Annotated in this window: 24 protein-coding genes; 8 read left to right on the plus strand and 16 right to left on the minus strand. The window is 61.0% G+C overall.

The features are described 5' to 3' along the window. Positions 1-486: 486 nt before the first annotated feature. The 3 genes from CIB54_RS26115 to CIB54_RS26125 all read left to right on the plus strand — a co-directional run bounded on the left by CIB54_RS26115 (position 487) and on the right by CIB54_RS26125 (position 1,756). Positions 487-942 carry a YkvA family protein gene (locus CIB54_RS26115; protein ID WP_065932250.1) on the plus strand — a complete coding sequence of 152 codons (456 nt, stop codon included), beginning with the start codon at positions 487-489 and terminating at the stop codon, positions 940-942. Positions 943-1,049: 107 nt separating this feature from the next. Beyond that, positions 1,050-1,388 (plus strand): helix-turn-helix domain-containing protein, encoded by a 339-nt coding sequence (locus tag CIB54_RS26120; RefSeq protein ID WP_101221370.1) that lies wholly within the window; start codon positions 1,050-1,052, stop codon positions 1,386-1,388. After that, a complete protein-coding gene (locus CIB54_RS26125; RefSeq protein WP_005786715.1) occupies positions 1,385-1,756 on the plus strand; it encodes a hypothetical protein in 372 nt (123 codons plus the stop codon). Before CIB54_RS26120 ends, CIB54_RS26125 begins: the two co-directional genes overlap by 4 nt. On the opposite strand, the gene CIB54_RS26130 is transcribed toward CIB54_RS26125, so the two are convergent. From CIB54_RS26130 to CIB54_RS26165, 8 genes are all read right to left on the minus strand, one after another. Continuing rightward, positions 1,753-3,516: a bifunctional diguanylate cyclase/phosphodiesterase gene (locus CIB54_RS26130; RefSeq protein WP_101221371.1), complete on the minus strand. Its 1,764-nt coding sequence runs from the start codon at positions 3,514-3,516 to the stop codon at positions 1,753-1,755. The genes CIB54_RS26125 and CIB54_RS26130 overlap by 4 nt on opposite strands. Before the next feature lie 118 nt (positions 3,517-3,634). After that, complete coding sequence (locus tag CIB54_RS26135) at positions 3,635-5,716, minus strand: carboxy terminal-processing peptidase (protein WP_232790613.1); 2,082 nt, start codon at positions 5,714-5,716, stop codon at positions 3,635-3,637. 398 nt (positions 5,717-6,114) lie between these two features. Further along, the gene (locus CIB54_RS26140) at positions 6,115-6,768 is read right to left on the minus strand and encodes an HAD family hydrolase (protein ID WP_065951113.1); all 654 of its coding nucleotides are present in this window, start codon (positions 6,766-6,768) and stop codon (positions 6,115-6,117) included. Between the two features lie 31 nt (positions 6,769-6,799). Beyond that, positions 6,800-7,789, minus strand: coding sequence for an ABC transporter ATP-binding protein (locus tag CIB54_RS26145; protein ID WP_101221373.1), 990 nt, complete (start codon positions 7,787-7,789; stop codon positions 6,800-6,802). Continuing rightward, entirely contained in the window at positions 7,786-8,586 is an 801-nt protein-coding gene (locus CIB54_RS26150) for an ABC transporter permease (protein WP_101221374.1), read from the minus strand. The genes CIB54_RS26145 and CIB54_RS26150 overlap by 4 nt, the downstream gene beginning before the upstream one ends. After that, entirely contained in the window at positions 8,573-9,418 is an 846-nt protein-coding gene (locus tag CIB54_RS26155) for an ABC transporter permease (protein ID WP_101221375.1), read from the minus strand. The genes CIB54_RS26150 and CIB54_RS26155 overlap by 14 nt, the downstream gene beginning before the upstream one ends. Next, positions 9,415-10,221: an alkaline phosphatase family protein gene (locus CIB54_RS26160; RefSeq protein ID WP_101221376.1), complete on the minus strand. Its 807-nt coding sequence runs from the start codon at positions 10,219-10,221 to the stop codon at positions 9,415-9,417. Before CIB54_RS26160 ends, CIB54_RS26155 begins: the two co-directional genes overlap by 4 nt. Positions 10,222-10,415: 194 nt before the next feature. After that, a complete protein-coding gene (locus CIB54_RS26165) occupies positions 10,416-11,492 on the minus strand; it encodes an ABC transporter substrate-binding protein (protein WP_065951109.1) in 1,077 nt (358 codons plus the stop codon). Positions 11,493-11,842: 350 nt separating this feature from the next. Between CIB54_RS26165 and CIB54_RS26170 the strand changes: the two genes are divergently transcribed. Then, the gene (locus tag CIB54_RS26170) at positions 11,843-12,568 is read left to right on the plus strand and encodes a UTRA domain-containing protein (protein ID WP_065951108.1); all 726 of its coding nucleotides are present in this window, start codon (positions 11,843-11,845) and stop codon (positions 12,566-12,568) included. Here CIB54_RS26170 and CIB54_RS26175 read toward each other — a convergent pair. The 8 genes from CIB54_RS26175 to CIB54_RS26210 are packed head-to-tail and all read right to left on the minus strand — an operon-like array spanning position 12,549 to position 18,708. Next, positions 12,549-13,511, minus strand: a complete 963-nt coding sequence (locus tag CIB54_RS26175) for a metal ABC transporter substrate-binding protein (protein ID WP_101221377.1) — start codon at positions 13,509-13,511, stop codon at positions 12,549-12,551. The two genes, CIB54_RS26170 and CIB54_RS26175, sit on opposite strands and share 20 nt — an antisense overlap. Next, entirely contained in the window at positions 13,511-14,410 is a 900-nt protein-coding gene (locus CIB54_RS26180) for a metal ABC transporter permease (protein ID WP_065951106.1), read from the minus strand. Before CIB54_RS26180 ends, CIB54_RS26175 begins: the two co-directional genes overlap by 1 nt. After that, complete coding sequence (locus CIB54_RS26185) at positions 14,407-15,153, minus strand: metal ABC transporter ATP-binding protein (protein ID WP_101221378.1); 747 nt, start codon at positions 15,151-15,153, stop codon at positions 14,407-14,409. The genes CIB54_RS26180 and CIB54_RS26185 overlap by 4 nt, the downstream gene beginning before the upstream one ends. Then, the gene (locus CIB54_RS26190) at positions 15,150-16,070 is read right to left on the minus strand and encodes a metal ABC transporter substrate-binding protein (protein ID WP_065951104.1); all 921 of its coding nucleotides are present in this window, start codon (positions 16,068-16,070) and stop codon (positions 15,150-15,152) included. The genes CIB54_RS26185 and CIB54_RS26190 overlap by 4 nt, the downstream gene beginning before the upstream one ends. A gap of 19 nt (positions 16,071-16,089) precedes the next feature. After that, positions 16,090-16,650 (minus strand): DUF6162 family protein, encoded by a 561-nt coding sequence (locus tag CIB54_RS26195; protein ID WP_065951103.1) that lies wholly within the window; start codon positions 16,648-16,650, stop codon positions 16,090-16,092. Next, positions 16,647-16,976, minus strand: coding sequence for a hypothetical protein (locus tag CIB54_RS26200; RefSeq protein WP_065951102.1), 330 nt, complete (start codon positions 16,974-16,976; stop codon positions 16,647-16,649). Before CIB54_RS26200 ends, CIB54_RS26195 begins: the two co-directional genes overlap by 4 nt. Continuing rightward, positions 16,973-17,509 carry a thiamine pyrophosphate-binding protein gene (locus tag CIB54_RS26205; protein ID WP_101221379.1) on the minus strand — a complete coding sequence of 179 codons (537 nt, stop codon included), beginning with the start codon at positions 17,507-17,509 and terminating at the stop codon, positions 16,973-16,975. The genes CIB54_RS26200 and CIB54_RS26205 overlap by 4 nt, the downstream gene beginning before the upstream one ends. Continuing rightward, positions 17,509-18,708 carry a PepSY-associated TM helix domain-containing protein gene (locus tag CIB54_RS26210; RefSeq protein ID WP_065951100.1) on the minus strand — a complete coding sequence of 400 codons (1,200 nt, stop codon included), beginning with the start codon at positions 18,706-18,708 and terminating at the stop codon, positions 17,509-17,511. The genes CIB54_RS26205 and CIB54_RS26210 overlap by 1 nt, the downstream gene beginning before the upstream one ends. A gap of 652 nt (positions 18,709-19,360) precedes the next feature. Between CIB54_RS26210 and CIB54_RS26215 the strand changes: the two genes are divergently transcribed. The 4 genes from CIB54_RS26215 to CIB54_RS26230 are packed head-to-tail and all read left to right on the plus strand — an operon-like array spanning position 19,361 to position 23,887. Beyond that, positions 19,361-20,515, plus strand: a complete 1,155-nt coding sequence (locus tag CIB54_RS26215) for a KamA family radical SAM protein (protein ID WP_101221380.1) — start codon at positions 19,361-19,363, stop codon at positions 20,513-20,515. Between the two features lie 30 nt (positions 20,516-20,545). Continuing rightward, positions 20,546-21,913, plus strand: a complete 1,368-nt coding sequence (locus tag CIB54_RS26220; protein WP_101221381.1) for an ATP-grasp domain-containing protein — start codon at positions 20,546-20,548, stop codon at positions 21,911-21,913. Between the two features lie 4 nt (positions 21,914-21,917). After that, a complete protein-coding gene (locus tag CIB54_RS26225; protein WP_101221382.1) occupies positions 21,918-22,643 on the plus strand; it encodes a 2OG-Fe dioxygenase family protein in 726 nt (241 codons plus the stop codon). After that, positions 22,640-23,887, plus strand: a complete 1,248-nt coding sequence (locus CIB54_RS26230; RefSeq protein ID WP_101221383.1) for an MFS transporter — start codon at positions 22,640-22,642, stop codon at positions 23,885-23,887. The genes CIB54_RS26225 and CIB54_RS26230 overlap by 4 nt, the downstream gene beginning before the upstream one ends. Positions 23,888-23,947: the final 60 nt, after the last annotated feature.

Consider the following 23,947-nt stretch of genomic DNA (forward strand, 5'->3'; position numbering starts at 1 on the left):
AGGCTCGGTGTGCCCGAACGCAGGCTTGAATCCGTGGGCCGCCGCCACGCGCCATCCATGGCGCGGGGCGGCTAACCCGGCGTCCTGCCGGGTTACCCACGGATTCAAGCCTGCGTTCGGCCAGCGTGGTTAACGGGGCGCCTAAGATCAAAAGCAGATCAAGAGCGGCTCGCTTCGCATCGTGGTTACGGTTGGGGGCTCTGGAGGTAGGCTACTGCAGGCGCGCCAGCTGTCACATTGAAGCCTCTGCAAATCCGAACGAACGTCCCCAACTTGACACAGTCTGATATAAGACTCGAACACGGGTAGCCGCACAGACCTGCCAAGTCAATGAAATATTGGGATTTTCTGATGTGCGCAAAAAACGCCCGATCTGACTGCAAGCCTTGTAGTCCGTGGCTTTCAGCCAGGAAAAAAGGCTCTGTTCACAAGGTTATCCACAATTTGTGTGGATAACCTTTCTGTCGTATGGAACTGGAGTGACACATGAAACCACCCTTCAATTTCACCCGTTTCCTGCCCATAGCCGCGCGCTTGCTGGGGCGTGGCCGTCTGCCGACCCTGCTGTTTGCTGTCGCGGCCAAAGGTTCGAGCCAGGGTAATCGGTTGGGCCAGCTCAAGGATGACCTCAAGCTGCTCCAGGCCCTGTGCCTGGCCTACTGGCGCGGCGAGTATCGGGCAATCAGCCCCAAGGCGCTGATTTCGGTGGTGGCGGGGCTGATGTACTTCCTCAGTCCGATTGACGCGATTCCGGATTTTATTCCCATGTTCGGCATGTTCGATGATATCGCCGTGCTGGCGTGGGTCATGAAGACCCTGAGCGGTGAGCTCAGCGCTTTTCGCGCCTGGCGCGATGCGCAACGCCCTGAAAAGCTGGCCGTGGTCGAGCGCCTGCCGGCCACACCCGAGCTGCTCGCCCAGGAAAACCCGCAAAAAAACTAATGCTTTTGGCTATCCACTGCGACCTCCGTGGCTGTTAGGATTACACTTCCAAGGAAGGAGTAAGGAAATAACTTACTTGGTAAGTGTTTTTATCCTACGGGGCAGTCATGGATATTCAGATCATTTCACGCGATGGCGAACCCGAATATGCGGTGTTGCCATGGGACCAGTACCAGGCGCTGCTAAAAGCGGCCGGTCAGCCACCACCCACACTGGCTTCTTCCTCTGCCGCACCGATTGCCACCGACCAGCAACTGCGCCCGCTCGCAGCCCTGCGCGGCCTGCGCGAGGCCAAGGGCCTGGCCATCGAAACCCTGGCGCGCACAGTGGGTATCAGCCCCTCGTATCTTGGTTTGATCGAAAGTGGTGAACGCCAGCCGGATGCCGCCATTCGCCGCAGCCTGGCCTGGGAATTGGGCGTTGCAGGTTGGAGGGATGAATCTTGAGCCTACGTATCAGCCGTCAACATTGGGATGGATTACTCAACGAACTGGACCAGGCGCGCCGCCAGCGCCATCTGCTGACCTACCGTGCGCTGCTCGAGCGCCTGCAATTTCCGACGCCGGCGATGCAGACGCTGGCCGCCGCCCTGGAGCACCTGGCGGCGCTGGACGCCAAGGCCGAGCAGCCGCTGCGCAGTTCCCTGGTGATCAGCCAGGGTGCCAGCCGCCTGCCGCGCACGGGGTTCTTTGAATGCGTGGAGCGCCTGGGGCGTTTCAGCGGGCCTTCCGACGGCGTGGCCGCCGCTTCCTGGCACGCTTCGGAGGTGGTGCGGGTGTTCGAATACGAGTATCCCGAGTCCGCCGAGGCTTAAGCCGAGAGCAGGTCCAGGCTGTCGATCACGTGGATGCTGTAGCCGGCGATGTCCTTGGCATGGTGCTTGGCCTGCGACGCCAGCTCTGCCAACTGGCTGGCATCGAGTTGTGCACAGGCCTGTGGATACAAATGCACCACGCCAATCGACAGTGAAAGCAGGGCGAACTCCTGGCGCACGCCCTGGCGGTTGAGTGCGGTGAAGCAGCCGGCGTCGAGGTGCTCGGCGCGGTAGAAGCGTCGGCATTGGGTGTGAAAGTCGTCCAGCAGTTGATTGAGCCGTTTGCGCCAGTCCTGTGGGCCCAGCACCAGCAGAAAGTCATCGCCACCGATATGCCCGACAAAGTCGCGACTGGGATCGACCCGGTCGTTCAGGCACTGTGCCAGGCACAACAGCACCTCATCACCGCGCCCATAACCATAGATATCGTTGAAGGGCTTGAAGCTGTCGATATCCACGTAACAGATCACCGATTCACGCTGTTGCTGCAGCAGGCGCGTCAGGCACTGCTGGATCGGCACGTTGCCCGGTAGCAGGGTGAGCGGGTTGGCGTAGCGCGCCTGCTGGATTTTCAGCTCGGTGATAAGTTTGAGCACATCGATGACCCGGCCCAGGCCCAGATAATCGCCATTCAAGGTAATGATGAAATCTTCTTCGATGCGTTGCCGCGCGCGGCTGGTGAGCAAGCGGCTGACCTGTTGCAGGGACTGGCTCAACTCTACGGCCAGAAAGTCATCGTTCATCAGGCGGCTGATCGGCTTGCGTGCGAACAGGTCGGTCGCGAAGGGTTTGAGCAGCGCGTCCGACAGCGAGTGTCGATGCACGATGCCCACCGGGTGGCCGCGGGTATCGAGCACCGCCAGTGAGTTCAGGTTGGCCTGGCGCCGGAATGCTTCGAGCACCTGGGCGGTTGCCGTGTCTTGATCCACCGCCGGCTGTTCAATGAGCAGCGCGCTGAGGTCACTGGCTTCTTCATTCAGGGCGATATTGGCGTGGTCCGGCTTGGGCAGCATCAGGCGAGCTTGCTGCGGTGGATGTTCCTGGGGACGGCAGAGCAGGTAGCCCTGGACCAGGTCCACGCCCATTTCCGTCAACACCGCCAACTCTTCCGGCAGTTCAATGCCTTCGGCGATCACTTGGGCCCGTGAGGCCTTGGCGATCTGCATGATCGAGCCGACAAATTCGCGTTTGAGGGCGTCCTGGTGGATACCGTCGATAAAGTGGCGGTCGATCTTCACATAATCAGGGCGTAGCTCCGACCACAACCGCAGGCTGGAGTAACCGGCGCCCAGGTCATCCAGGGCAATGGCAAAGCCCATGTCGCGATAGTGATGCAACGCGGTCTGCAACAGCTTGAAATCATCGGTGGGCGTCTGCTCGGTGAGTTCGATCACCACCTGGCTGGGGGGAATACCGAACTCGCGCAGCAGTTGCAGCGTGCGCCCCGGTTGGTGCGCCGTCTCCACCAGGGATTCCGGCGAGATATTGAGAAACAGCTTGCCCGGCAGTTTCTGCTCGCTGAAGCGCCGGCATGCACTTTCACGGCACGCCATTTCCAGTTCGCTCAGGCGCCCGGCATGGCTGGCGATGGAGAACAGGGCGACGGGGGAGTGCAACGGGCTGTTGGAAGGGCCGCGGCTGAGGGCCTCGTAGCCGAGGACCTGGCGTTCAGACAGGCAAATGATCGGTTGGAACAGGCTGTGCAAACTGCCTTGAGCCAGGATAGAGCCCAATGCATTCAGCTGTTCGGTCATGGTCATGGCGATCTCGATCGAAAAAAAAGGACCGCAGGCTTGAAACCTGCGGTCCTTTATTTCACGACAGAATGATGTCTATATGATGACACTCCGAGGAGCGATCACATTAAATTGCCATCATTTACTGCTTGGCCACCTGCTTGGTGATTTTCAGGTAGTCCAGCAGGATACGACCGGTCTCGGCCAGATAGGCATCGTCTTCCGGCTTGGTTTTTTCCGCCTCGGTCGGCAGTGCATCTTCATCTTCTTTCTTCAGCTCCTTGAGCGGGTCCTCGCCCTTGGCCTTGCGGCGCACGTTTTCCAGCACGAGCTGTTGATTCTCGATGTCGGCGTGCTGCTTGCGACGGTCCGCTTCGTTGAGGCTGACGGTTTTCTCTTCCATCAACTTCTTGGCCAGGGCCAGCTTGTCGCGGATGAAGACGAACTCGGCGTCCTTGGCGGACCGCGTGTCGTGGTCAGCTTTCAGTTGCGCCAGGAACGGCTTGAACGGGTCGGATGCCGGCTTGATCGCAGGGCGGATGGTGTCCCACGGCATGGCTTCGGGCAGGGCGCTCTCGCCGATTTCCTTGGTGTCGATGATCGACGGGAAATCGATGTCCGGCAGTACGCCCTGATGCTGGGTGCTCTGCCCGGAAACCCGGTAGAACTTGGCCAGGGTCAGCTTGAGTTCGCCGTGGTTCAGCGGCTGGATGGTCTGCACGGTGCCTTTGCCGAAGGTCTGGCCGCCGACGATCAAGGCACGGTGATAGTCCTGCATGGCGCCGGCAAAAATCTCCGAGGCCGACGCCGAGAGGCGGTTGACCAGCAATGCCATCGGGCCTTTGTAGAACGCGCCAGGGTTCTCGTCTTCGAGCACGTCGACACGGCCGTCAGCGTTGCGTACCAACACGGTCGGGCCCTTGTCGATAAACAGGCTGGTCAGCTCGGTGGCTTCCTGCAGGGAGCCGCCGCCGTTGTTGCGCAGGTCGATGACCACGCCGTCGACTTTTTCCTTCTGCAGCTCTGTCAGGATTTTCTTAACGTCACGGGTGGTGGACTTGTAGTCCGGATCGCCGGCACGGAAGGCCTTGAAGTCCAGGTAGAAGGCCGGGATTTCAATCACGCCCAGCTTGTAGTCCTTGCCATCCTGCTTGAGGTTGAGGACTTTCTTCTGCACGGCCTGGTCTTCGAGCTTCACCGCTTCACGGGTGATGGACACGATCTTGCTGGTTTGGTCGTTCGGTGCATTGGTGTGCGGAATCACTTCCAGGCGCACTACGCTGCCCTTGGGGCCACGGATCAGCTTGACCACTTCGTCCAGGCGCCAGCCGACCACGTCGACCATCTCTTTGTCAGCCTGGGCCACGCCGATGATCTTGTCGGTCGGGGCGACCTGCTTGGTCTTGTCCGCCGGACCTGCCGGTACCAGGCGCACGATCTTGACCTGGTCATTGTCGCTTTGCAGGACGGCACCGATGCCTTCCAGGGACAGACTCATGTTGATATCAAAATTTTCCGCGTTATCTGGCGACAGATAATTGGTGTGCGGGTCGTAGGACATCGCGAAAGTGTTGATGTAAGCCTGGAAGATGTCTTCGGCACGGGTCTGGTCCAGGCGCGCCAGTTGATTCTTGTAGCGCTTGGTCAACAGCTCCTGGATGGCCTTGGGCTCTTTGCCGGCGATCTTCAGGCGCAGCACTTCGTCCTTGACGCGTTTGCGCCACAGGTCGTCGAGCGCGGCGGTGCTGGTCAACCAAGGCGCGTCCTTGCGGTCCACCAGAAGGGTTTCCTTCTCGGTGAAGTCGAGCTTGTCGATGCCTTTGTTCAACTCACCCAGGGCGAAGTCCAGACGCGCTTTGACGCGGTCCAGGTAACGCTTGTAGATGGTGAAACCGGGCTGCAGGTCGCCGCTCTTGAGGAGGTCGTCGAACTGGGTCTTCCACTTGTCGAACTCAGTGATATCACTGGCCAGGAAGTAGCTGCGCGACGGATCCAGCAGCTTGAGGTAGCTGTCGTAGATGATCACCGAGCGCGCGTCGTCCAGCGGCGGCTTGCTGTAGTGATGGCGCTTGAGCAACTCGACGACGTTAAGGCTGGCAATCACCTCATCGCGATCAGGCTGAAGGTTGTCCCAGCTATTGGCTGCGAACGTATTGGTCGACATCGACGCGAAGCCGAGACCAATGAAAAAAGCGAGGGCGGTGCTGGGGAACAGATGCTTCATGCTGATTCGACGCGGGGGCAATTGATAACGCATATTAGGCCGTCTTTGAGGGAGCCGGTTCCATATGGTCCGGTCGCATAATGCAAAAAGCCCGACGCTACTGCAACGGGCTCAGTCCAGACTCACTATGGAGGCACTGTGAGAGCATTGCAAGGCGTCGAGGGTCATGTCGAGTGGTGTAATAGCTCGGTCCTACCTGCAATGTAGGTCAAGTTCGCGTTCGCGTGGTGGAAGCGGGCTCTCATCGCGTTGAATATTCCAGAGTTGTAGTAGGACCCATGTGGGAGGGCGCTTGCTCCCGATAGCGCTGTGTCAGTGAAGAATGTTTCATCTGATCCACCGCCATCGGGGGCAAGCCCCCTCACACATGGGATCTCCCACAGGAGATCTTCGTGGGTTCAGGCCCAGTGATGAATCGGCCAGCCGGCCTGTTCGGCGTGGGCCCGCAATACCGGGTCGGGGTTCACCACCTGCGGATGATCCACCTTCAGCAATAACGGCAGGTCGTTGCGCGAGTCCGAATAGAAATACGCGCCGTCCAGGGTTTCGCCTTCCTGCTCCAGCCATGCCAGCAAGCGCGTGATCTTGCCCTCACGGTAAGTCAGTACGCCCTCGGTCTTGCCACTGTACACGCCGTGGCTGACCTCCAGCTCGATGCCCAGCACTTCGTCGATGCCGATGCGCGCCGCAATCGGCGTGACCAGGTGCGTGCCCGAAGCGGAGATCACCAGGATCCGGTCGCCCTTCGCGCGGTGACGGGCGATGGTGCGGGTCGCGTCGCTGTAGATCAGCGGCTCGATCACGTCCTCGACCCAGGGCTCCACCAGGTGTTCGATCTCTTGCGGGGTGCGGCCGATCATCGGCTCCAGGCTGAAATCCATGAAGTCCTCCATGCGCAGCTCGCCTCGGCCGTAGGCAGCCATCAGCTCGTCGTTCCTGCGCATGAACGATTCAGGGTCGACCCAGCCCAGGCGGCCCATCTGCGCGCTCCATAAGGTGGCGCAGTCGCCATGGATCAGGGTGTCGTCCAGATCAAAAATTACCAATGCCATCCGAAATGCTCTCTCATTCAGTCGTTGCCCGTCAGGCTACTTCACACAGCGCGCTGGGGTCGATGGAAAGTGCCAGGCGCTGGCCGTCCGGATGCAGATCGTCGGCAGAGCGGTTAAGCACATCCACCACCAACTCCACACCACGGGCTTCGATACGATAGCGAATCACGTTACCCAGCAGGCTGTGGCTGCGCACCCGCGCATCAAGTTCACCGGTGCGGCTCAGTTCGATGGCTTCGGGGCGGATCGCGATGCGCCCACTGATCGGCCGTTGCAGCAGTTGGCTGGCCTTGTCGGCATCCAGCAGGTTGTAGTTGCCGATAAACCCGGCGGCGAACACATCCACCGGCGCAGTGTAGAGGGTCTCGGCATCGCCACTCTGTACGATCCTGCCCTGATTCATCAGGAAGATACGGTCTGACATGATCAGGGCTTCTTCCTGGTCATGGGTGACGAAAATCGTGGTCAACCCGAGTTCGCGCTGGATCTGGCGGATCTGCTCGCGCAGGTGTTTGCGGATCCGTGCGTCCAGCGCCGACAGTGGTTCATCCAGCAGCAACAGGCGCGGGCGGGTCACCAGTGAGCGGGCGAGGGCGACGCGCTGGCACTGGCCGCCTGACATCTGGTGCGGATAACGGCCGGCCAGGTCTTTGAGCTCGACCAGTTGCAGTACTTCCTGGACCCGTTTGTGACTGTCGTCGGCGTTGACTTTTTGCATGCGCAGGCCGAACGCAACGTTCTGTTCCACGGTCATGTTGGGGAACAGCGCGTAGCTCTGGAACACCATGCCGATCTGCCGTTTCTGCGGGCTCAGCGGGACGATGTCCTGGCCATCCAGCAGAATTTTCCCACTGTCCACCGAGGTCAGCCCGGCGATGCAGCGCAGCAAGGTCGACTTGCCGCAACCGGACGGGCCGAGCAGGGTGACAAACTCGCCCTTGGCGATTTCGCAGTTGATATCGCTGAATACCGGGGTGCCGGTGTAGCTTTTTTGCAGGTGTTGGACGCTGACGAAGCTCATTGGCTTTTGTCCTTGTTCAAGATATTGGCGGCCCAGGTCAGCACCAGCACAAAAAAGAAATAGGAGATCACGACGGCACTGGTGAAATGGCCGCTGCTGTTGCGCATATTGTTCAGGTACACCTGCAGGGTTTCATAGCGAGTGCCGACCAGGATGTTGGCGAACACGAACTCACCGAACAGGAATGAGAACGACAGCAGCAGCGCCACCATCAGGCCTTTGCGCAGATTGGGCAGCACGACCAGGATCGCCGCTTGCCAGGTGCTGGCGCCGAGCAGTTGCGAGGCGTCCATCAGGTCGCGCAGATTGATCGCCTGCAGGTTGTTGGTGATTGCGCGGTACATGAACGGCAGCGCCACGGTGAAGTAGCAGCCGATCAGAATCCACGGCGTACCCACCATCGCCAGTGGCCCGGACCCGTACAGTTGCAGCAGGCCCACCGACGACACCACCGGCGGCACCGCGAACGGCAGCAGGATCAGGATGTTCATCAGCGCATCCAGCCTGGGGAAGTGGTAGTGCACCACGAACAGCAGCGGCAGAATCAGCAGCACCGACAGGATCAGTGCACCCACGCACACCAGCAGCGATTGCCCGAAGGCCATCAGGAAGCGCGGGTCGCTCCATAGCTGCACATACCATTTCAGGCTGAAGCCGGCGGGCAGGATGGTGGCCGACCAACTGCTGGAGATCGAATAGACAAAGGTGCCTGCCAGCGGCAGTACCAGGATCAGGAACAGCACGTACACCACCACCCGATGGTAGAGGGACGCCGGGCCGGCATCAGCGCGAGACATGGTAGCTCCTCTTGAGCAGCAGTTGATGGACCACCGTGACCACGGTCATCAGCGCCACCAGCACCACGGCCAGGGCGCTGGCCATGTTCGGGTCCAGTGACACGTCACCGGAAACCAGCCCCGCGATGCGGATCGGCAGCACGTTGAAGTTGCCGGTGGTGAGGGCGTACACGGTGGCATAGGCGCCAAGGGCGTTGGCCAGCAGAATCACGAACGTGCCGAGCAGTGCGGGGGTCAGGACCGGCAAGCCGATATGCCGCCAGAACTGCCAGCCATTGGCGCCGAGCAGGGCGGCCGATTCGCGCCAGTCTTCACGCAGGGCGTCAAAGGCCGGGTACAGCAGCAGGACGCCGAGGGGGATCTGGAAGTAGGTGTAGAGGAGGATCAAGCCGGTTTTCGAGTACAGGTTGAAATCCTCGATGATCCCCGCCTGCTTGAGCATGATGGTGATGCTGCCGTTGAACCCCAGCAGGATGATGAACGCGAAGGCCAGGGGCACGCCGGCGAAGTTGCTGGTCATGTTGGCAAACGCCGTGACGAAATTGCGCAGCGGCGAATCGACCCGGCGCAGGGAGTAACTGCCCAGCGTGGCGATGATGATGCCGAAGACGCTGGAGTAGAAGCTGATCTCGAGGCTGAACTGGATCGCCTGCAGGTAGAACTTCGAACTGAAAATGCGCGTGAAATTCTCCACGCTCCAGCCGCTGTCTTCGGTTTGCAGGCTGTTGATCAGCACCCAGGCCAACGGCGCGATTTGGAACACGATAAAGAACAGCGCGAAGGGCACCAGGCACAGTAAAGCCAGCCATTTGCCGCGAACCATGGCACTCATTTGAGCAACTCCCGGCAGACCGGTTTGTCGTGGGGCACGCCGAGCAGTTCGCAGACGGTGCCGCACAGATCGGTCTGTTTCGGCGCGGCGGTGGCATCCAGGCTGAAGGCGTCGCCCAGTACAAACAGGGGCACTTCGCGTTCCTCCGGCAGCAGCCCGTTGTGGGAGCGGTCGTTGTTCATGCCGTGGTCGGCGGTGACCAGCACCTGGTAACCGGCGTCGAGCCAGCCTTGCAGGTAATCGGCCAGAATAATGTCGGCCGAGCGTGCGCTGTTGCGGTACTGCGCACTGTCGAGGCCGTGCTTGTGACCGGCGTCATCGATGTTCATCGGGTGCACCAGCAGAAAGTCCGGCGCGTGCTTGAGGCGCAGGCTTTCGGCGTCGGCAAACAGGTGAGAATCCGGGTAGTGGTCATTCCAGTAGAAATGCCCATGCTGGATCGCCAGCGCCGCATCGTCGGTATGACGATCACGGGCGGCGAGAAAGGGCGTGCGGTTATACAATTCGCTGACCCAATGGTAAGCCGCCGCCGCGGTGGTCAAGCCGGCACGGGTGGCGTAGTGGAAAATGCTGCGCTGGCTGGACAGGCGCGCGACGTTGTTGTGGACGATGCCGCTCTGGATCGGCGGCACGCCGGTCAGGATGCATTCATACAACGGGCGGGACAGGGCGGGCAGTTCACATTCCAGTATGTAGAAGGCTGCGCGTCCTGCGCCGACATAAGCCTGCAAGTGCCCCATGGCGTGCCGGGCGACCCCGGCGTTCAGGCCGTCGAGCACGACAAGGATGACAGGGTGCTTCATGGGGGCTGGGGCTCCGCGACAAAGATTTCAGGCGTGACTCGATTTCCCGTTGGAAACGGTGCAACAGTGTGGGAGGGGGCTTGCCCCCGATAGCAGCAGATCAGTCAATGAGTTGGTTGCATGACCCACCGCTATCGGGGGCAAGCCCCCTCCCACATTGGATCTCCAGTGGATCTCCAATGTGGGGTACAGGCTTACTTCATTTCTACAATGACCTGCTCGTTCCACAGCTGCGGCAGTTTCTTGGACGTGGCTTCCCAGGCATCGGCATCCTTGATCGGTTGCGGGTTGGCCTTGGTGTACTGCTCACCCGGGATCAGGTTTTTGGCGATGTCAGCCGGCAGCTTCAAGTCGGTTTCGGCGCGGATCGGACGGGCATTGCCTTTGGCCAGGTTGAGTTGACCGGCATCGCTGAAGATGTATTCGCGCGTCAGCTTGGCGGCGTTCGGGTGCTTGGCGTACTTGTTGATGATCGTGGTGTAGCCGGATTTCACCGAGCCATCCGATGGGATCAGCACCACGTAGTCATCCGGGTTGGCCATCTTGGCCTTGTAGCTCAGGCCGTTGAAGTCCCAGACGATACCCACTTCGACTTCGCCTTTTTCCAGGGTGGCGATGGTCGGGTTGGACAGGCCGAGGCGACCTTGCTGGGCAATCTTGGTGAAAAACTGCAGGCCCGGTGCGATGTTTTTCTCGTCGCCCTTGTTGGCGATGGCTGCGGCGAGTACTGCGTTGGAGGCTTGGGCGGCGGTGCTTACGTCACCCACCGACACTTTATATTTGCCGGTTTGCAGGTCGGCCCAACTGGTCGGGACTTCAGAGCCGTGCAGCAATTTCTTGTTGACGATGAACGCGATAGTGCCGGTGTAGGCCAGCGCCCAGTGGCCGTCTTTGTCCTTCGCCCAATCCGGTACCGAAGCCCAGGTGGAAGGTTTGTACGCTTGAGTGACCTCCTGCTTCACCGCGATGGGACCGAAGGCCGCGCCTACGTCGCCGATATCGGCGCTGGCATTGTCTTTTTCGGCTTTGAACTTGGCGATTTCCTGGGCCGAGCTCATGTCGGTGTCGATGTGCTTGAGGCCGTAGATCCTGGCCAGGTCGTCCCAGGTGCCTTTCCAGTTGGCCCAGTCATCGGGCATGCCGACGCTGTTCACGGCGCCCTCGCTCTTGGCGGCGGCTTCCAAGGTTTTTAGATCGGTATCAGCGGCCATGGCGGCGGTGCACATGGCAATGGTCGAGCCTAACAGTGATGCCAGGAAAAGCTGTTTCATCCGAAGCTCCTTTGGGCGTTTTACACGCGGCGTTTTATATGAACGTTGGCGAGGGTGTGGTCTAGGTCAGCAATACCTGAGCCAATCTAGGCCCGATGGATGACAGTTTCATGTCGATGTCGTTTTTGAAGCACGGGTGTCGTTCAGCTCAGACATAGCGTAGACCATGCCAAAGTGCCCGCAGGCCATGGACTTGGCCGATGTATTGCAGGGTGTGGTGCGGGCAGCGACGTCCGTTGTCATCTGTCGGTCATCTGCAATGCCTAGGCTGGCACGCAGCAGCACAAGCCCAGGAAGAGCGCGTTTTATGCACCTGAACGGTGCTGGTCTAGTCCAGATAGGTAACGTTGATGCGTGACGAGGCAATCAAGGCGGTAACCTCCATCGGCCTGGCGCTGCAAGAGCAGATCGATCATGGCCTGTTGCCGCCTGCCAGCAAACTGCCCGCCGAACGCAAGCTCAGCGAGTTGTTCGGTACCACCCGGATTACCGTGCGCGAAGCCTTGCTACAGCTTGAGGCCCAAGGGCAGATCTATCGCGAGGAGCGCAGGGGCTGGTTCGTTTCGCCACCCCGGCTGGCCTATAACCTGATGCAACGCAGCCACTTTCACGCGATGGTCAGCGACCAGGGGCGCGTGGCCTCCACTGAGGTCATTTGCGCGCGGCTGCAACCGGCGTCGGCGGCGGTGTGTGCGTGGCTGCAATTGCCGGCGTTGTCCAGCGTGATCCAGATTTGCCGGGCCCGCAGGATCGACGGGCGTCTGGTGCTGTACGTGGAGCACTACCTCAACCCCCACTATTTCCCGGGAATCCTGACGTGCGATTTGAATCAGTCGATGACCGAACTCTATGCGCGCAAGTACGACTTGCACTACGGGCGGGTGCGTTTCGAGATCGTGCCGACCTCATTGCCGGTAGAAGCCGCCGCTGCATTGCGCGTATCGGTGGGCAGCCCGGGCTTGCGGATCGCCCGGGTCAACTATGACCAGCACCAGCGCTTGATCGATTGCGACCTGGAGTTCTGGCGCCATGATGCGATTCATGTGGGGGTGGACGTCATGGCATCAGCGTCTTGATCACCTGATCCACATTGGTTTCCAGCTCTGTCACAGGATCAGCACCGTCTACGTTCAACACCAGCAGGTTGGCGCCGCCGGCACTGACAGCCGCTTTCACGGCCTCACTCGGCTGGCGGTGGTGCAGCACCAGCGCCACGTCATTGTCCTTCAACTGCGCACTGAGCGTTTGCAGCGCGTCAGGCGTCCAGTCTGCATCCGGACGTGCGTCGGTACTGAGCACTTCCAGGTTCAAGCTGCTGACCAGATAGGCAAAGTGATCGCTCAAGCTGACCACACTCAGATTATCGGCCCTGGCCAGGCGCGCCTCGCTGTCGGCGGTGAGCTTGAGCAGGCGTTGCTTGAGCGCGGCCAGGTTAGCGTCGATCTGCGCTTTGGCGCCCGGCGCCAGGCGGCTCAGGTCCGCCGCCAACACATCGGCCATGCGCCCCATATTGTTGCTCGACTGCCACGGTTGGCTGTTCAAGCCATCGCTGACGCCCGGCTGCACGGCGATGCCCGGCAAACCGCCGTCCACCGGGCGCGCGGCGTCGACTTCGACAATGCGGATGTTGCTGCGCCGCGCCACGGGGTACAGCGGATCATCCGCCCACAGCGAGCGCAGGCCGATGGCGGCATCGGCATCCTGGGCCAGTTGGCTCAGTGCCGGCGCACCGCGCCCGGTGAAGTAGGACACTTGCCGCGTACCGGGCAAATTGGCGGGTGCCGCGCGTTCGAGCTGCACGTCGGAGCCTTTGAGCAGCATGTCGGCGAGGCCGTAGGTGATCGGCAATGAAGCCAGCACCTTGACCGGCTTTACCGCTTTGGCCTTGGTCAGCGCGGCATGACCAAGGCCATGGTTGGCAACGAAGTCCCTGGTTTGAAAGCCATCCACGACGGCGAGCGCCGAGGTGCTGAGCAAGCAGGCAATGGTCAGGGCCAGTGGGCGAAAGACAGGGCGCATTATCCAAGATTCCCTTTGAGGCTGGGCACGGTGCCGCGCGCGATGGCGGCGAAGGCGAAGGCGATGCCGGCAACCAGAATGATCGCGGCACCGGACGGCACAGGCAGGTCGAAGATGATCGGCAGCAGGATGCCGCACAGGGTACTGACGGTAGCGATTGCCACCGAAACCCAGAAGAAGCCCTTGAGCGACTGGCTCAACAGCCGCGCCGCCGCCGCCGGAATTACCAGCAGGGCACCGACGAGGATGGCCCCGATCACCTTGACCGCAGCGACGGTGATCAGCGTCACCAGAATCACGAACAGATAGTCCAGGGTCTTCACCGCCACGCCGCGCACTGCCGCCAGTTGCGGGTTGAAGCTGGCGAGCATGATGCGGTTGTACAGCGGCAACGCCAGGGCCATCACCAGCGCACCGACCACCGCCAGCACCAGCAAGTCGTTGCCGTTGACCGTCAGCACCGAGCCAAACAGCACGTTTTCCAGAATGTGCACATTGATCTTGCCGGCCAGGATCAACAGCAGGCTGGCGCCCAGCGCCAGGGACACCGACAGAAACACGCCGATCAGCGTATCCGGCGCCAGGCCGGTTCGGTTGCGCAGGTAATTGAGCAGGATGCCGAACAGCAGGCAGTAGCCGAACAGGCTGCCGTAGGGCCCGGTGTAGGGTTCACCGAGCAGGATGCCCACGGCCACGCCGGTCAGTGCGGCATGGCCGACCGCTTCGGAGAAAAACGCAAAGCGCTTGACCACCACCAGCGTGCCCAGTCCGCCCAATACCGGGCCGATCAGCAACCCGGCGAGCAGCGCGTTGACCACAAAACCGTAAGCCAGCGCCTCCGGCAAATAGCCGGAAGACGCCCAGCCCTGGACCATCAAGCGAAACGCTTCATAACTCATTGCGCCGGGCTCCGAGGGTGAGTGGAAAACAGGGTCAGCAGGCGATCCGGGGTCAGCGCTTGCTCAGGCGTGGCGTCGAACAGCACGCGCCGGTTCAAGCCGGTCACTTGGTCGGCCAGACGGCCAACGGCTTCAAGGTCATGCTCGATCCACAGCACGGTGATTCCGGCCAGGCGCCAGTCGCTGAGCAAGCGTTCGAACACCTGGATACCGGCCTCGTCCAACGCCGACATCGGCTCATCCAGCACCAGCAATTGCGGCGCCGGAATCAGGCCCTGGGCCAGCAACACGCGCTGGCGCTCGCCACCGGACAGCGCACCCATGCGCCGCTTGCGTTTGTCCTGCATGCCGACCCGCTCCAGTGCCTCGCCAATCGCACCGGCGTAGTGCCGGGACAGGCCAAGAAACGCCGGCCTTCGCTGGCACATGGCAGCCATGAAATCATCCACGGTCATCGGCAAACCGCGGTCGAACTCCAGGGCCTGGGGCACGTAGCCAATGGTGCCGGGCGTGGCCGGCCATTCCAGGCTCAATCGGCCCTGATGCGGTGTTTGTCCCAGCAGGGTCTTGATCAGTGAACTCTTGCCGCCGCCGTTCGGCCCGACCAGCGCGTGGATGCTGCCGGGCTGTACCTGGAAACTCACGCCATCGAGAATCACGGTACGACCCAGGGTCAGCGAGACGTTGTCGAAGTCCAGCGTCGGGCCGTTGCTCACAATGTTCAGGTGTTCTGCCGCCGTCATGTCCCCGACTCCTGGATCGCCCGGACCACAGTATTAAGGTTGCCGGTCATTTCCACTTCGTACTTCTGGGCGCTGTATTCGCCGTAGGAAATATGTGACAGCGGATACAGCTTGACCCCGGATTCACGCTGGATTGTGTCGACATAGGAAGACGGGAAATCCATTTCCGAGAAGATCACTTTCACGTCCAGGGCGCGCAGTTCATCGATGGTTTTCTTCAGCTGGCTGGGACTCGGTTCGATGCCGTGGGCCGGTTCGACCACGGCGGTGACTTCCAGGCCGAACTCGCGCAGCAGGTAATCGTAGGCCGCGTGTACCGTGGCCACGCGCAGGTCGGGGTTGGGGGCGCTGGTCAGCTTGGCCAGGGCATCGGCGCGCATCTGGCGCAGACGTTTGCCGTAGGCGCGGGCGTTCTGGGTGTAGGTCTTGGCGTTGTCCGGGTCGAGCTTGCCCAACTCGCGGGCAATGTTATTGACCTGGGCAATCGACGCACTGATCGACAGGAACGTGTGCGGGTTGACCACCTTGCCCGCACCGCGTGCGGCGTTGCCGGTGGCGGCCAGCAGCGGCACATTGGCGTTGGCTTCGATCACCGGGATGTCCGGGCGCTCGCTGGTGGCGATCATGCGGTCGGCGAAGTCGTCATGGCCGACGCCATTGAGCACGATCACGTCCAGGGTGCCGATGCGCTTGATGTCTTCGGCGCGCGGCTCGTAGGCATGGGGGTTGAAGCCCGCCGGAATCAGCGGCACCACCTCGGCCTTGTCGCCGACGATGTTGGCCACGTAGCTGTAGTAAGGGTGCAAGGTGATGCCGATGCGCAAGCGTTTGCTCGCCTCGGCGTTCGCCAGGGGAGCGAGGATCAGGCTGAACAGACCAACCAGCAACAGGCGCAACAGGGGAGATGAAATGGACATGGGCAATCGGTCTTCTCGTTCAGTGGCGGTGCTGGCGGGTCACGCCGGCATCGAATTGCGCGACCACTTGCTGCCAGCCGGCAGCGATCAGCGCCTGGTCAGTGAGGTCGGAGGGGACGGCCAGGTGTTTGCCACGGTTGAGCCAGATATCCGGCTCGGTGCCTTGCACGCGCATCAACAGCGAGCCACTGGTGTCGGTGGCCTGGCTCAAGCCCAGGTAGGTCGAGGGCGCGAGCAGTTGCCAGCGATGACCGCCACGGCTGACGGAACTGGCGTCCTGGGCGAACGGCGCAAAGCCTTCTTCTGCCAATTGGTCCGGCGTCGGCAGGGCGTCCTGCTCTTGCTGCAGCAAACGGATTTCATCCAGGGTCACCCGCAGGTCGGCGTAGATGCCTTGTTCGGCGGCGCTCAGGTCACGTCGGGCATCCAGTTGGTGGCTGGGCACTGCTGCGACCTCTTGGGTTTCACCGTGCCAGGCCACCACCGTTCCCGCCACCGCAAGGATGATCAGGCACAGCACGAGCACATAGAGGGTTTCATGCCCCGCGCCGGCCGGGCGCACTACCTGTACGGTACTCATGGCGCCTGGATATCCGCTTGGTCGATTTCCACCACGTGACCGGGGCCGGCATCGAACAGTACATAGAATTCGGCCGTGGGTTTCTTGAAGGTCAGGGTCGAATCCTCACCGAGCTTGCCCGGCACCAGGATGGTCTCGTCGTAGCCGATCACATCCAGGGTCACCCCCGGAGCCCCGCTGCCGTCGGAGAACCCGCCCTTGCACTGGATCTGCTCGCCGGGGATTTCCTTGCATTCGCACATCGGGTTGTGAGCGAGGGCAAGTTGACTGACGCCGGCACTGAGCAACAGTGCGCAACCAGCCCGAGTCAGGCGCTTGAATATCATGGTTTAACTCCTTGCTTGTTCAGCCAGGCAATGGTGGCAGGCGAGGCCTGGCTCAGCGGGATGGAACCCTGGTGCATAGTGCCGTCCCAGCCTTCCATGGTGACCCACAGCTCGGCATCGATCGGCGTGCGTTCCGGCACCGGCACGATGGCGCCCATGCGGTACGGCGTACCGAAGAAGATCACCCCGGCGGCCCGCAGGCTGCGGGGCTTGCCGATGCGCAGGTAAGTGGCCTTGACCTGCTTGGCACAGGTGGCGCACAGGGCGGCGTTAAACGCTTTCATCGGGCCGGCCGGGTCCGGGCGCGGGCCTTCGTTGCGAAACTCGGCGAGGGTCAGGCTCCAGGGGCCGACTTGAATGTCCCCGGCGACCCGCTCGCCAATGCCGGCATCCCCGCGAAACAGGGCGGCGTCGGCAAAATACTTGGGCATGAAGCCCAGCGGCACCAGCAACAGCAGGATGTTTATATGGAAACGCCACTTCAGCCACCAGGCCCGCAGGGATGAAGAGGGTTTGGCCGCGACTCTGCTCATCAGTGAGTCTCCGAGGTTTCAGCCTGCAGGGCTGGGGTGGGCACAGGCCGGCGCGGGGTCTTGGCCTCGCGCTTGAGGGCGTTGAGGGTGGCCAGGGCGGTGCGCTTGGTCCAGATCAGCAAGCCACTCAACACCATCATGCTCAGCACCAGACCGAAGAAGGCCCAGATCAGCTTGATCCACAGTCCGCCAAAGTCACCGGTGTGCAGCGGGCGCATGGACTCGGTGACGAACTCCAGCGCGGTGCGGTCGGACAGCAGGTGCGAAACGGCGATTTCACCGCTGTAGGGGTTCAGTTGCGCGGTCTGGAACATCAGCGGGTACCAGCCGCGCCCGCCGATCTGCAGGTGGCTGTAGGCATTGAGCGGCAGGAAGGCAAAGGTGGCTTCCAGTCCGGGTATGCGCTGGGTGGCGATCTTGATCGCGTCGTCCAGGGCAATCATCGGAGCCGGCACGCCGGGTGCGGACAGCGGCACCTTTTCCCGGGCAATCACCGGCACGATGGGCTCGCTGGAAATGGAGATCTGGTTGTCACCCAGAATCGCCTGGATCAGGAACCAGGTGCCGGTAATGGAAATGACGGCGATGAACCAGATCGACCAGATACCGCTCAGGCGGTGGAAGTCGCCCCAGAAAATCCGCGCGCCGTGGCGGATGCGCAGGGTGGGGCGCAAAAAACCTTTCCAGAAACGCTTGTATACCACAAGGCCCGTGATCAACGAGGCCAGCAACGGCAGTCCGAGCAGCGACACCAGGTACCAACCCCAGCTGTAGCCATTGGTGAACGGCACCAGCCACCAGCCATGCAGGGCGCGGGTGAATTGCTGGAAGTCGAATGCCGGGCTGATGCCCTGGAGGGCGCCCGTGTAGGGGTTGGCATAGGCATCGACCGAACGCCCGTCCGGATAGCTGAGGCCGACCATCAACGCGAAGTGCGATTCGTCGGGACGGATGATTGAGCGCACGATGACCTGAGGCTCGTCGCGCTTGATGGCGGCGATCACCTGATCAAAGCTCAGCGGTTGGGCGTCATCCGACGGCTTGCTCGCGCGGATATCCGGGTTGGCCAGCCAGACGATTTCCTGGCTGACCACCGCCAGGGTGCCGGTGACGCAGACGATCAGGACAAAGAACCAGATGGGCAATGCCAACCAGCTGTGTACGAGAAACCAGAGTTTTGAGCGTGACTTCTTCGACATGTGGATGAGGGTCTTGATGGAAGGGGCGATGGAGGCCCGGAAAAGGCCGGTCGTAGCTTTTGCTGACGCGACGGGCTGTATCTAAGTTAAGACGAATGAGAATGAGAAATCCCTAAGCGGGAAATGAAAGAAAATGTTTCAGGAGCACAGGCGGCCGTACGCATGGGCACCGAGGGACCGGGTGCAGGCCAGGTGCGCGCCGAGGCAGAGTGATACGCGCCGAACTACGTAGTTATATAAGTATAAAAATACTGTTGCGGGAGGCTGAACGAAGTATTCACGGTGTTATTTACTTTTTAAATGAATGCGTTTTAACGGCTGACTGCCTATGTTTGCGGGAGGTGGACGCAGGCGTGGTTGGAATCCTGAAAAAAACGAGGGATATTCTATTGACGCTGTCGAACGCTTCGGCTTAAGTAGGTGTCGGCATGGAAGTCAGATAATTTTAAAAAAAAGGAAGTGTGTTAAATGACCGTCTCCGTCGCTTATCCGACCCCCTCTATAACAAGTTGTTATTACTTTTCAACGTGGCTGATTGCATCGGCCATTTGATCGCCGCCTGCCGCCCAAGTCGATTGTCATTGTTGCGAATATCGCTGTTCCCGCCAGGGAAGGGCACGCGTTCATTTGCCTGAACAGAGAGTACCTACTCATGTCGATTTTTGATCAAGAAATTCACCGCTCGGTGCAGTGGCAGGACTGGCGCTGGCAGCAGAAGAATGCCTTGCGTGATGAGCCGACGCTTCGCGCTGCCTGCGGTGGTTGGGGCGAGGAAACGACTGCGCACATCGAACATAACCTGCTCGGGCGCAAGATGCAGATCACGCCTTACTACATCGATCTGATCAAGCGTTCCCTCACCAGTGGCACAGTCATGGACCACCCGCTGTGGCGGCAAGTGGTGCCGTACTGGAGTGAGCAGATCGAGGGTGATTACGATGGCACTTCCGAGAACTGGGAGCTGGGCCATGAAATGAAGACGCCCATCTGCCAGCACAAGTACGACAATCGCGTCATCCTGCGCACCACCAATACCTGCAATGCCTATTGCCAGTTCTGCTTCGAAGCGCTGCGCACGTTGCAGGTGGGCACTGACAAGGCCAACGCCAGCCGGGATTCCTTCATGGAATCGGTGGAGTACATCCGCGCCAACCCGGCCATCGAAGAAGTGATTCTCAGCGGCGGCGATCCGCTGATGCTGGCCGACCGCAAGCTTGAAGAGTACCTGGCCGCACTGCGCGGAATCAGTGACGACCTGCTGATCCGCGTTCACTCGCGGGCCTTGAGTTTCAACCCGTTTCGCGTGACCGATGAGTTGATCGCGATGTTGGAAAAGTACAAGGTCAATGCGTTTGGCGTGCACGTCTGCCATCCGCTCGAACTCAGCGCTGACTTTGCGGTGGCGGTCAAGCGTATTCAGGGCGTGGTGCCGATCGTGTTTTCCAACATGCCGTTGTTGCGCGGCGTCAACGACGATGAAGCGACCCTGCATAAACTGTTTATCGATCTTTATCGTTTGGGTGTGAAGCCTTATTACTTATATCACTTCATGCCGTTTTCACCCGGGGCGTCGGAATACAAGGCCTCGATCAGTCAGGCCATCGCCATCATGGATCGCCTCAAGCGGCGAGTGTCCAATATCGCCCTGCCGGAATATGTTCTACCGCACGCCCAAGGCAAGTTTACGGTGCCGCTGCTGGACTTTGAAAAACCTGAGGACTTGCCGTACTTCGAAGTTCGCGATGGACAGCGCCATTACCGATTCCGTAACTGGGAAGGGCAGTGGTGCAGTTGGCAGGATGCCTGAATCAACTTATGCACTGAGGCGGTATTAAGCATGAAACAAGACGCCATCCTTTTTATCGATGTCGATGACAGTACATCTGTTCGTTATAACTACCGGGAGCCACACTTCGCGGCTGCCCGCGCCGAGGGCCTGGTGTGTCTGACGGCGGGCGTCGCAGGGCGCAGGCATGTGCAAAGGCTCAGGGATGACAGTGATGCGGTGTTCCTGCTCGACGCCCTCAACGAGCAGGCCATTCTGGAGTTGGTCGGCCAGCTCGATGGGCAGTATCAGATTCGCGGGATTTTCTGCCAGGCCGGCCATCCGTCTGCGCTGGGCGAAGTCGGCTGTATCGTTGCGCGGGCTTCCCAGCGTCTGGGCCTGGTGCACAGCCGCCCCGAGGCGGTTGCGGCGTGCAACAACAAGTTCCTGATGCGCAAGAGGCTGAAACAGCACGCCATTGCCTCGGTGCCGTTTGCGCTGTGCAATAACGAAGAGCAACTCCAGCAACAGGCCGAACGGGTCGGCTACCCGCTGATCGCCAAACCGCCGTTTGGCGGCGCTTCGGCGTTTATCAGGAAATGCGCCAATTGGGCGGAACTGCGCAGCCACTACGCGCTGTTTGTCAAAGACCACGCCACGGCGGCGTACGCGGATTTCTATGGCTGTGCGCAGACTTTACTGGAGGACGACGGCCAACGGCATGACTACATTCCCGGGCGCAGTCTCCTGCTGGAGGGCTACATCCCGGGTATCGAAGGCAGCGTGGAGTGTGTGGTGGCTGGCGAGCGTGTGCATCCACTGCTGATCAACGAAAAACTGTTGCTGACCGAGCGCAGTGGCACGGTTCTCGAAAACCTGCTGATTTCCCCTCCGACCTCCTTCACCGACCGTGAGTGCGAGCAGATCCGCGCGTACGCCGTGGCGTGCCTGAACGCGGTCGGCCTGACCAACGCTGTGGTGCATTTCGAGTTCCGCATGACCCCGCAGGGCCCTGTGGTGATCGAGATCAACCCGCGCGTAGGCGGGCTCTATGTGAACGCGGCGTTCCGCGATCTGGCCGGTATCGATCCCTATCAGCTGTATCTTTCGTTGCTGACGGGCGGCCAGGGGATCGCCGCGCAGTTGGAAGCGGGTGCACGCAAGGTGGCCGAGGCCGGGCAACATTACGCGATGCTGGCGATCTACCCGCAGCACAGCGGTCGGTTTCAGGGCATTGAGGGCGTGGAGTTCCTCGAGCAGAACGTCGCGGTGCTCGAGTATGCCCAGCAGGAGCCGGGGCACATGATCGATGCGGATATCGAGGAGCACTATCTGCTCAAGTGCTGGGCCAGGGTTGCAGACGCTGGCGATGCGCGCGCACTGCATGATGCGGTCGGCCAGCACTTGCGCGTCATCATCGACAACCCGGTGGCAGGCTAGCGATATGGATATCCCGACAGTTTCCGCGCACTTGCGCGAGCACCATTACTGCCATCGCCCTGACTTTGGCGAGTTGGTCAGTGTCGAGGCGGGCGAAGAGCAGAGCTTTCGCGCGTACTGGGCCAACCTGGTGCGCGACGAAGCGTTCAAGGCCTACACCCACCGCGAGCGGCGTATTCTGCGCTATCGTTTATCACCCTCACGGCAGTTGCAGATCGACAGGAGCACCGCGTTCAAGTCGCCGGTCACCTACGCCGTCAACTATCGCCAGGGGGTGAACCATTTGAGCTACAGCGAGGAAGGCTTTATCGAGCATCCGCTGATGCGCAAGCTGCTGGCCACCGACCTGGCGGTGATCGCACCGCACCTGGGCGAACAGAGTCATACCATCGACATCCACCAGTTCCGTGTGCGGGCGGACGCGCAAGCGTGCAGCCCCACTACGTCGGGGATTCACCAGGATGGTCTGGATTGGGTGTTCATGCATTTTATCGGCGAGCACAACACGCTGCCGGTGGTCTCGGAAGTGTTTACCAGTGATGAGGAACACAGTCGCGTGTTGAATCTGCCGATGACGCGCTTTTTGGAAACCATCGTGATCGATGACCGAGGGCTCTATCACCGCGCGGGCGATGTGCGGCCAAAGGTCGAGTCGACACCGGCCTGGCGCGACATACTGCTGGTCAGCCTGCGCAGCGTGCCGGATGATCAAGCGGCGCTGCCTGCATGAGCCACGACCAGCAGCTCTACCTGTCGATCCGCAACGCGCGGCTGATCATCTTCGCTCGCGGCGTGTCGGACTTTGGCGCCTTCCTCAACATGGTGGCCTTGTCCACCTATGTCTACTGGCTCAGCCAAAGCGTGGTGTTCGTCAGCATCTTCCTGGCGTGCCGCGTGACTGGTGGCATTGTCGCGAGCCTGTTCGGCATCCCGTTTTTCCGGCGTTTCGCCGGGCGCGGCACCTTGGCCGGGCTGGACCTGGCGCGAGCGCTGTTGCTGATGCCGTTGCTGCTGCTGATCCCTGCGCATCAACTCAGTCTGCTGCCGTTCATCGCCTTTGGCATCGGCCTGTGCAATTCGCTGTTTGCCATCGGCCTCAACAGCCAGTTGCCCACCTGGGTTGCCCTTGAGCAGCGGGTTGATACCAACGCCTGGATCACCTCGGCGGCCGCGACCGGCGCGGTGTTCGGCAGCTTGCTGTCGGGGCTGCTGATTGCCACGGGGGGATTCGAGGCGGTATTCGCGGTGAATATCGGCACCTATGTGATAGCCGCTTGCCTGGTCATGCCACTACGGGGGTTGTACAGCGCTACCGTCGCCACGCATCGCGCTCTTTCGGCCGAGTGGCAGGCGTTGACCAAGGGACTGCGCGGCGCGCCGGTGCTGGCCGCCATGTTGTTGATCAGCATGCTCGACACCCTCGGCAGCGCGGCGCATAACGTCGGCTGGCCGGTGCTGTCCCAGTACATTTCCCCGGACACGGCCAAGACGGTGATGGGGTATCTGCTGGCGGTCTGGGCCTGTGGCAAGTTTATCGGGGCGCGTATCGCCAGTGCGCTGTTGAAGGGGCGCGGCACGCCAAGCATGGAGCGGTTGTTCATGTTTGGGGTGGCGCTGATGTCCAGCGGCTTTATCCTGACCTTCCAGCAAACCGAATTGTGGCTGGCGCTGCTGTTGGTGGTGTGGGCAGGGTTGGGGGACGGGCTGTCCGAAGTGGCGCTGGTCTCCCGCGCGCAAAGCGAGCCAGATAGCTTGCGCCTGCCGCTGTTCAGCTTGTTGACCCTGATTCAGATGGCAGGTTTTGGTGTAGGGATGCTGGTGGTCGGGCCGTTCTATGTGACGTGGACGCCGGCCCAGGTGATCGTGCTGTTCCACGGGCTGCCGCTGACGGCGTTGGCACTGATGACCTTGTGGCTGGGCTGCACGGCTTACCGGGACCGGCCGGACGCGTCGGGGTCACCGCCCACGCGTTGATCGCCACTGTGGCAAGGGAACTGGCGTCCGCGCAGCGCCCACAGGGATCGGGTCGGCCAC

Source organism: Pseudomonas fluorescens (assembly GCF_002837185.1).
GTDB lineage: Bacteria > Pseudomonadota > Gammaproteobacteria > Pseudomonadales > Pseudomonadaceae > Aquipseudomonas > Aquipseudomonas fluorescens_AM.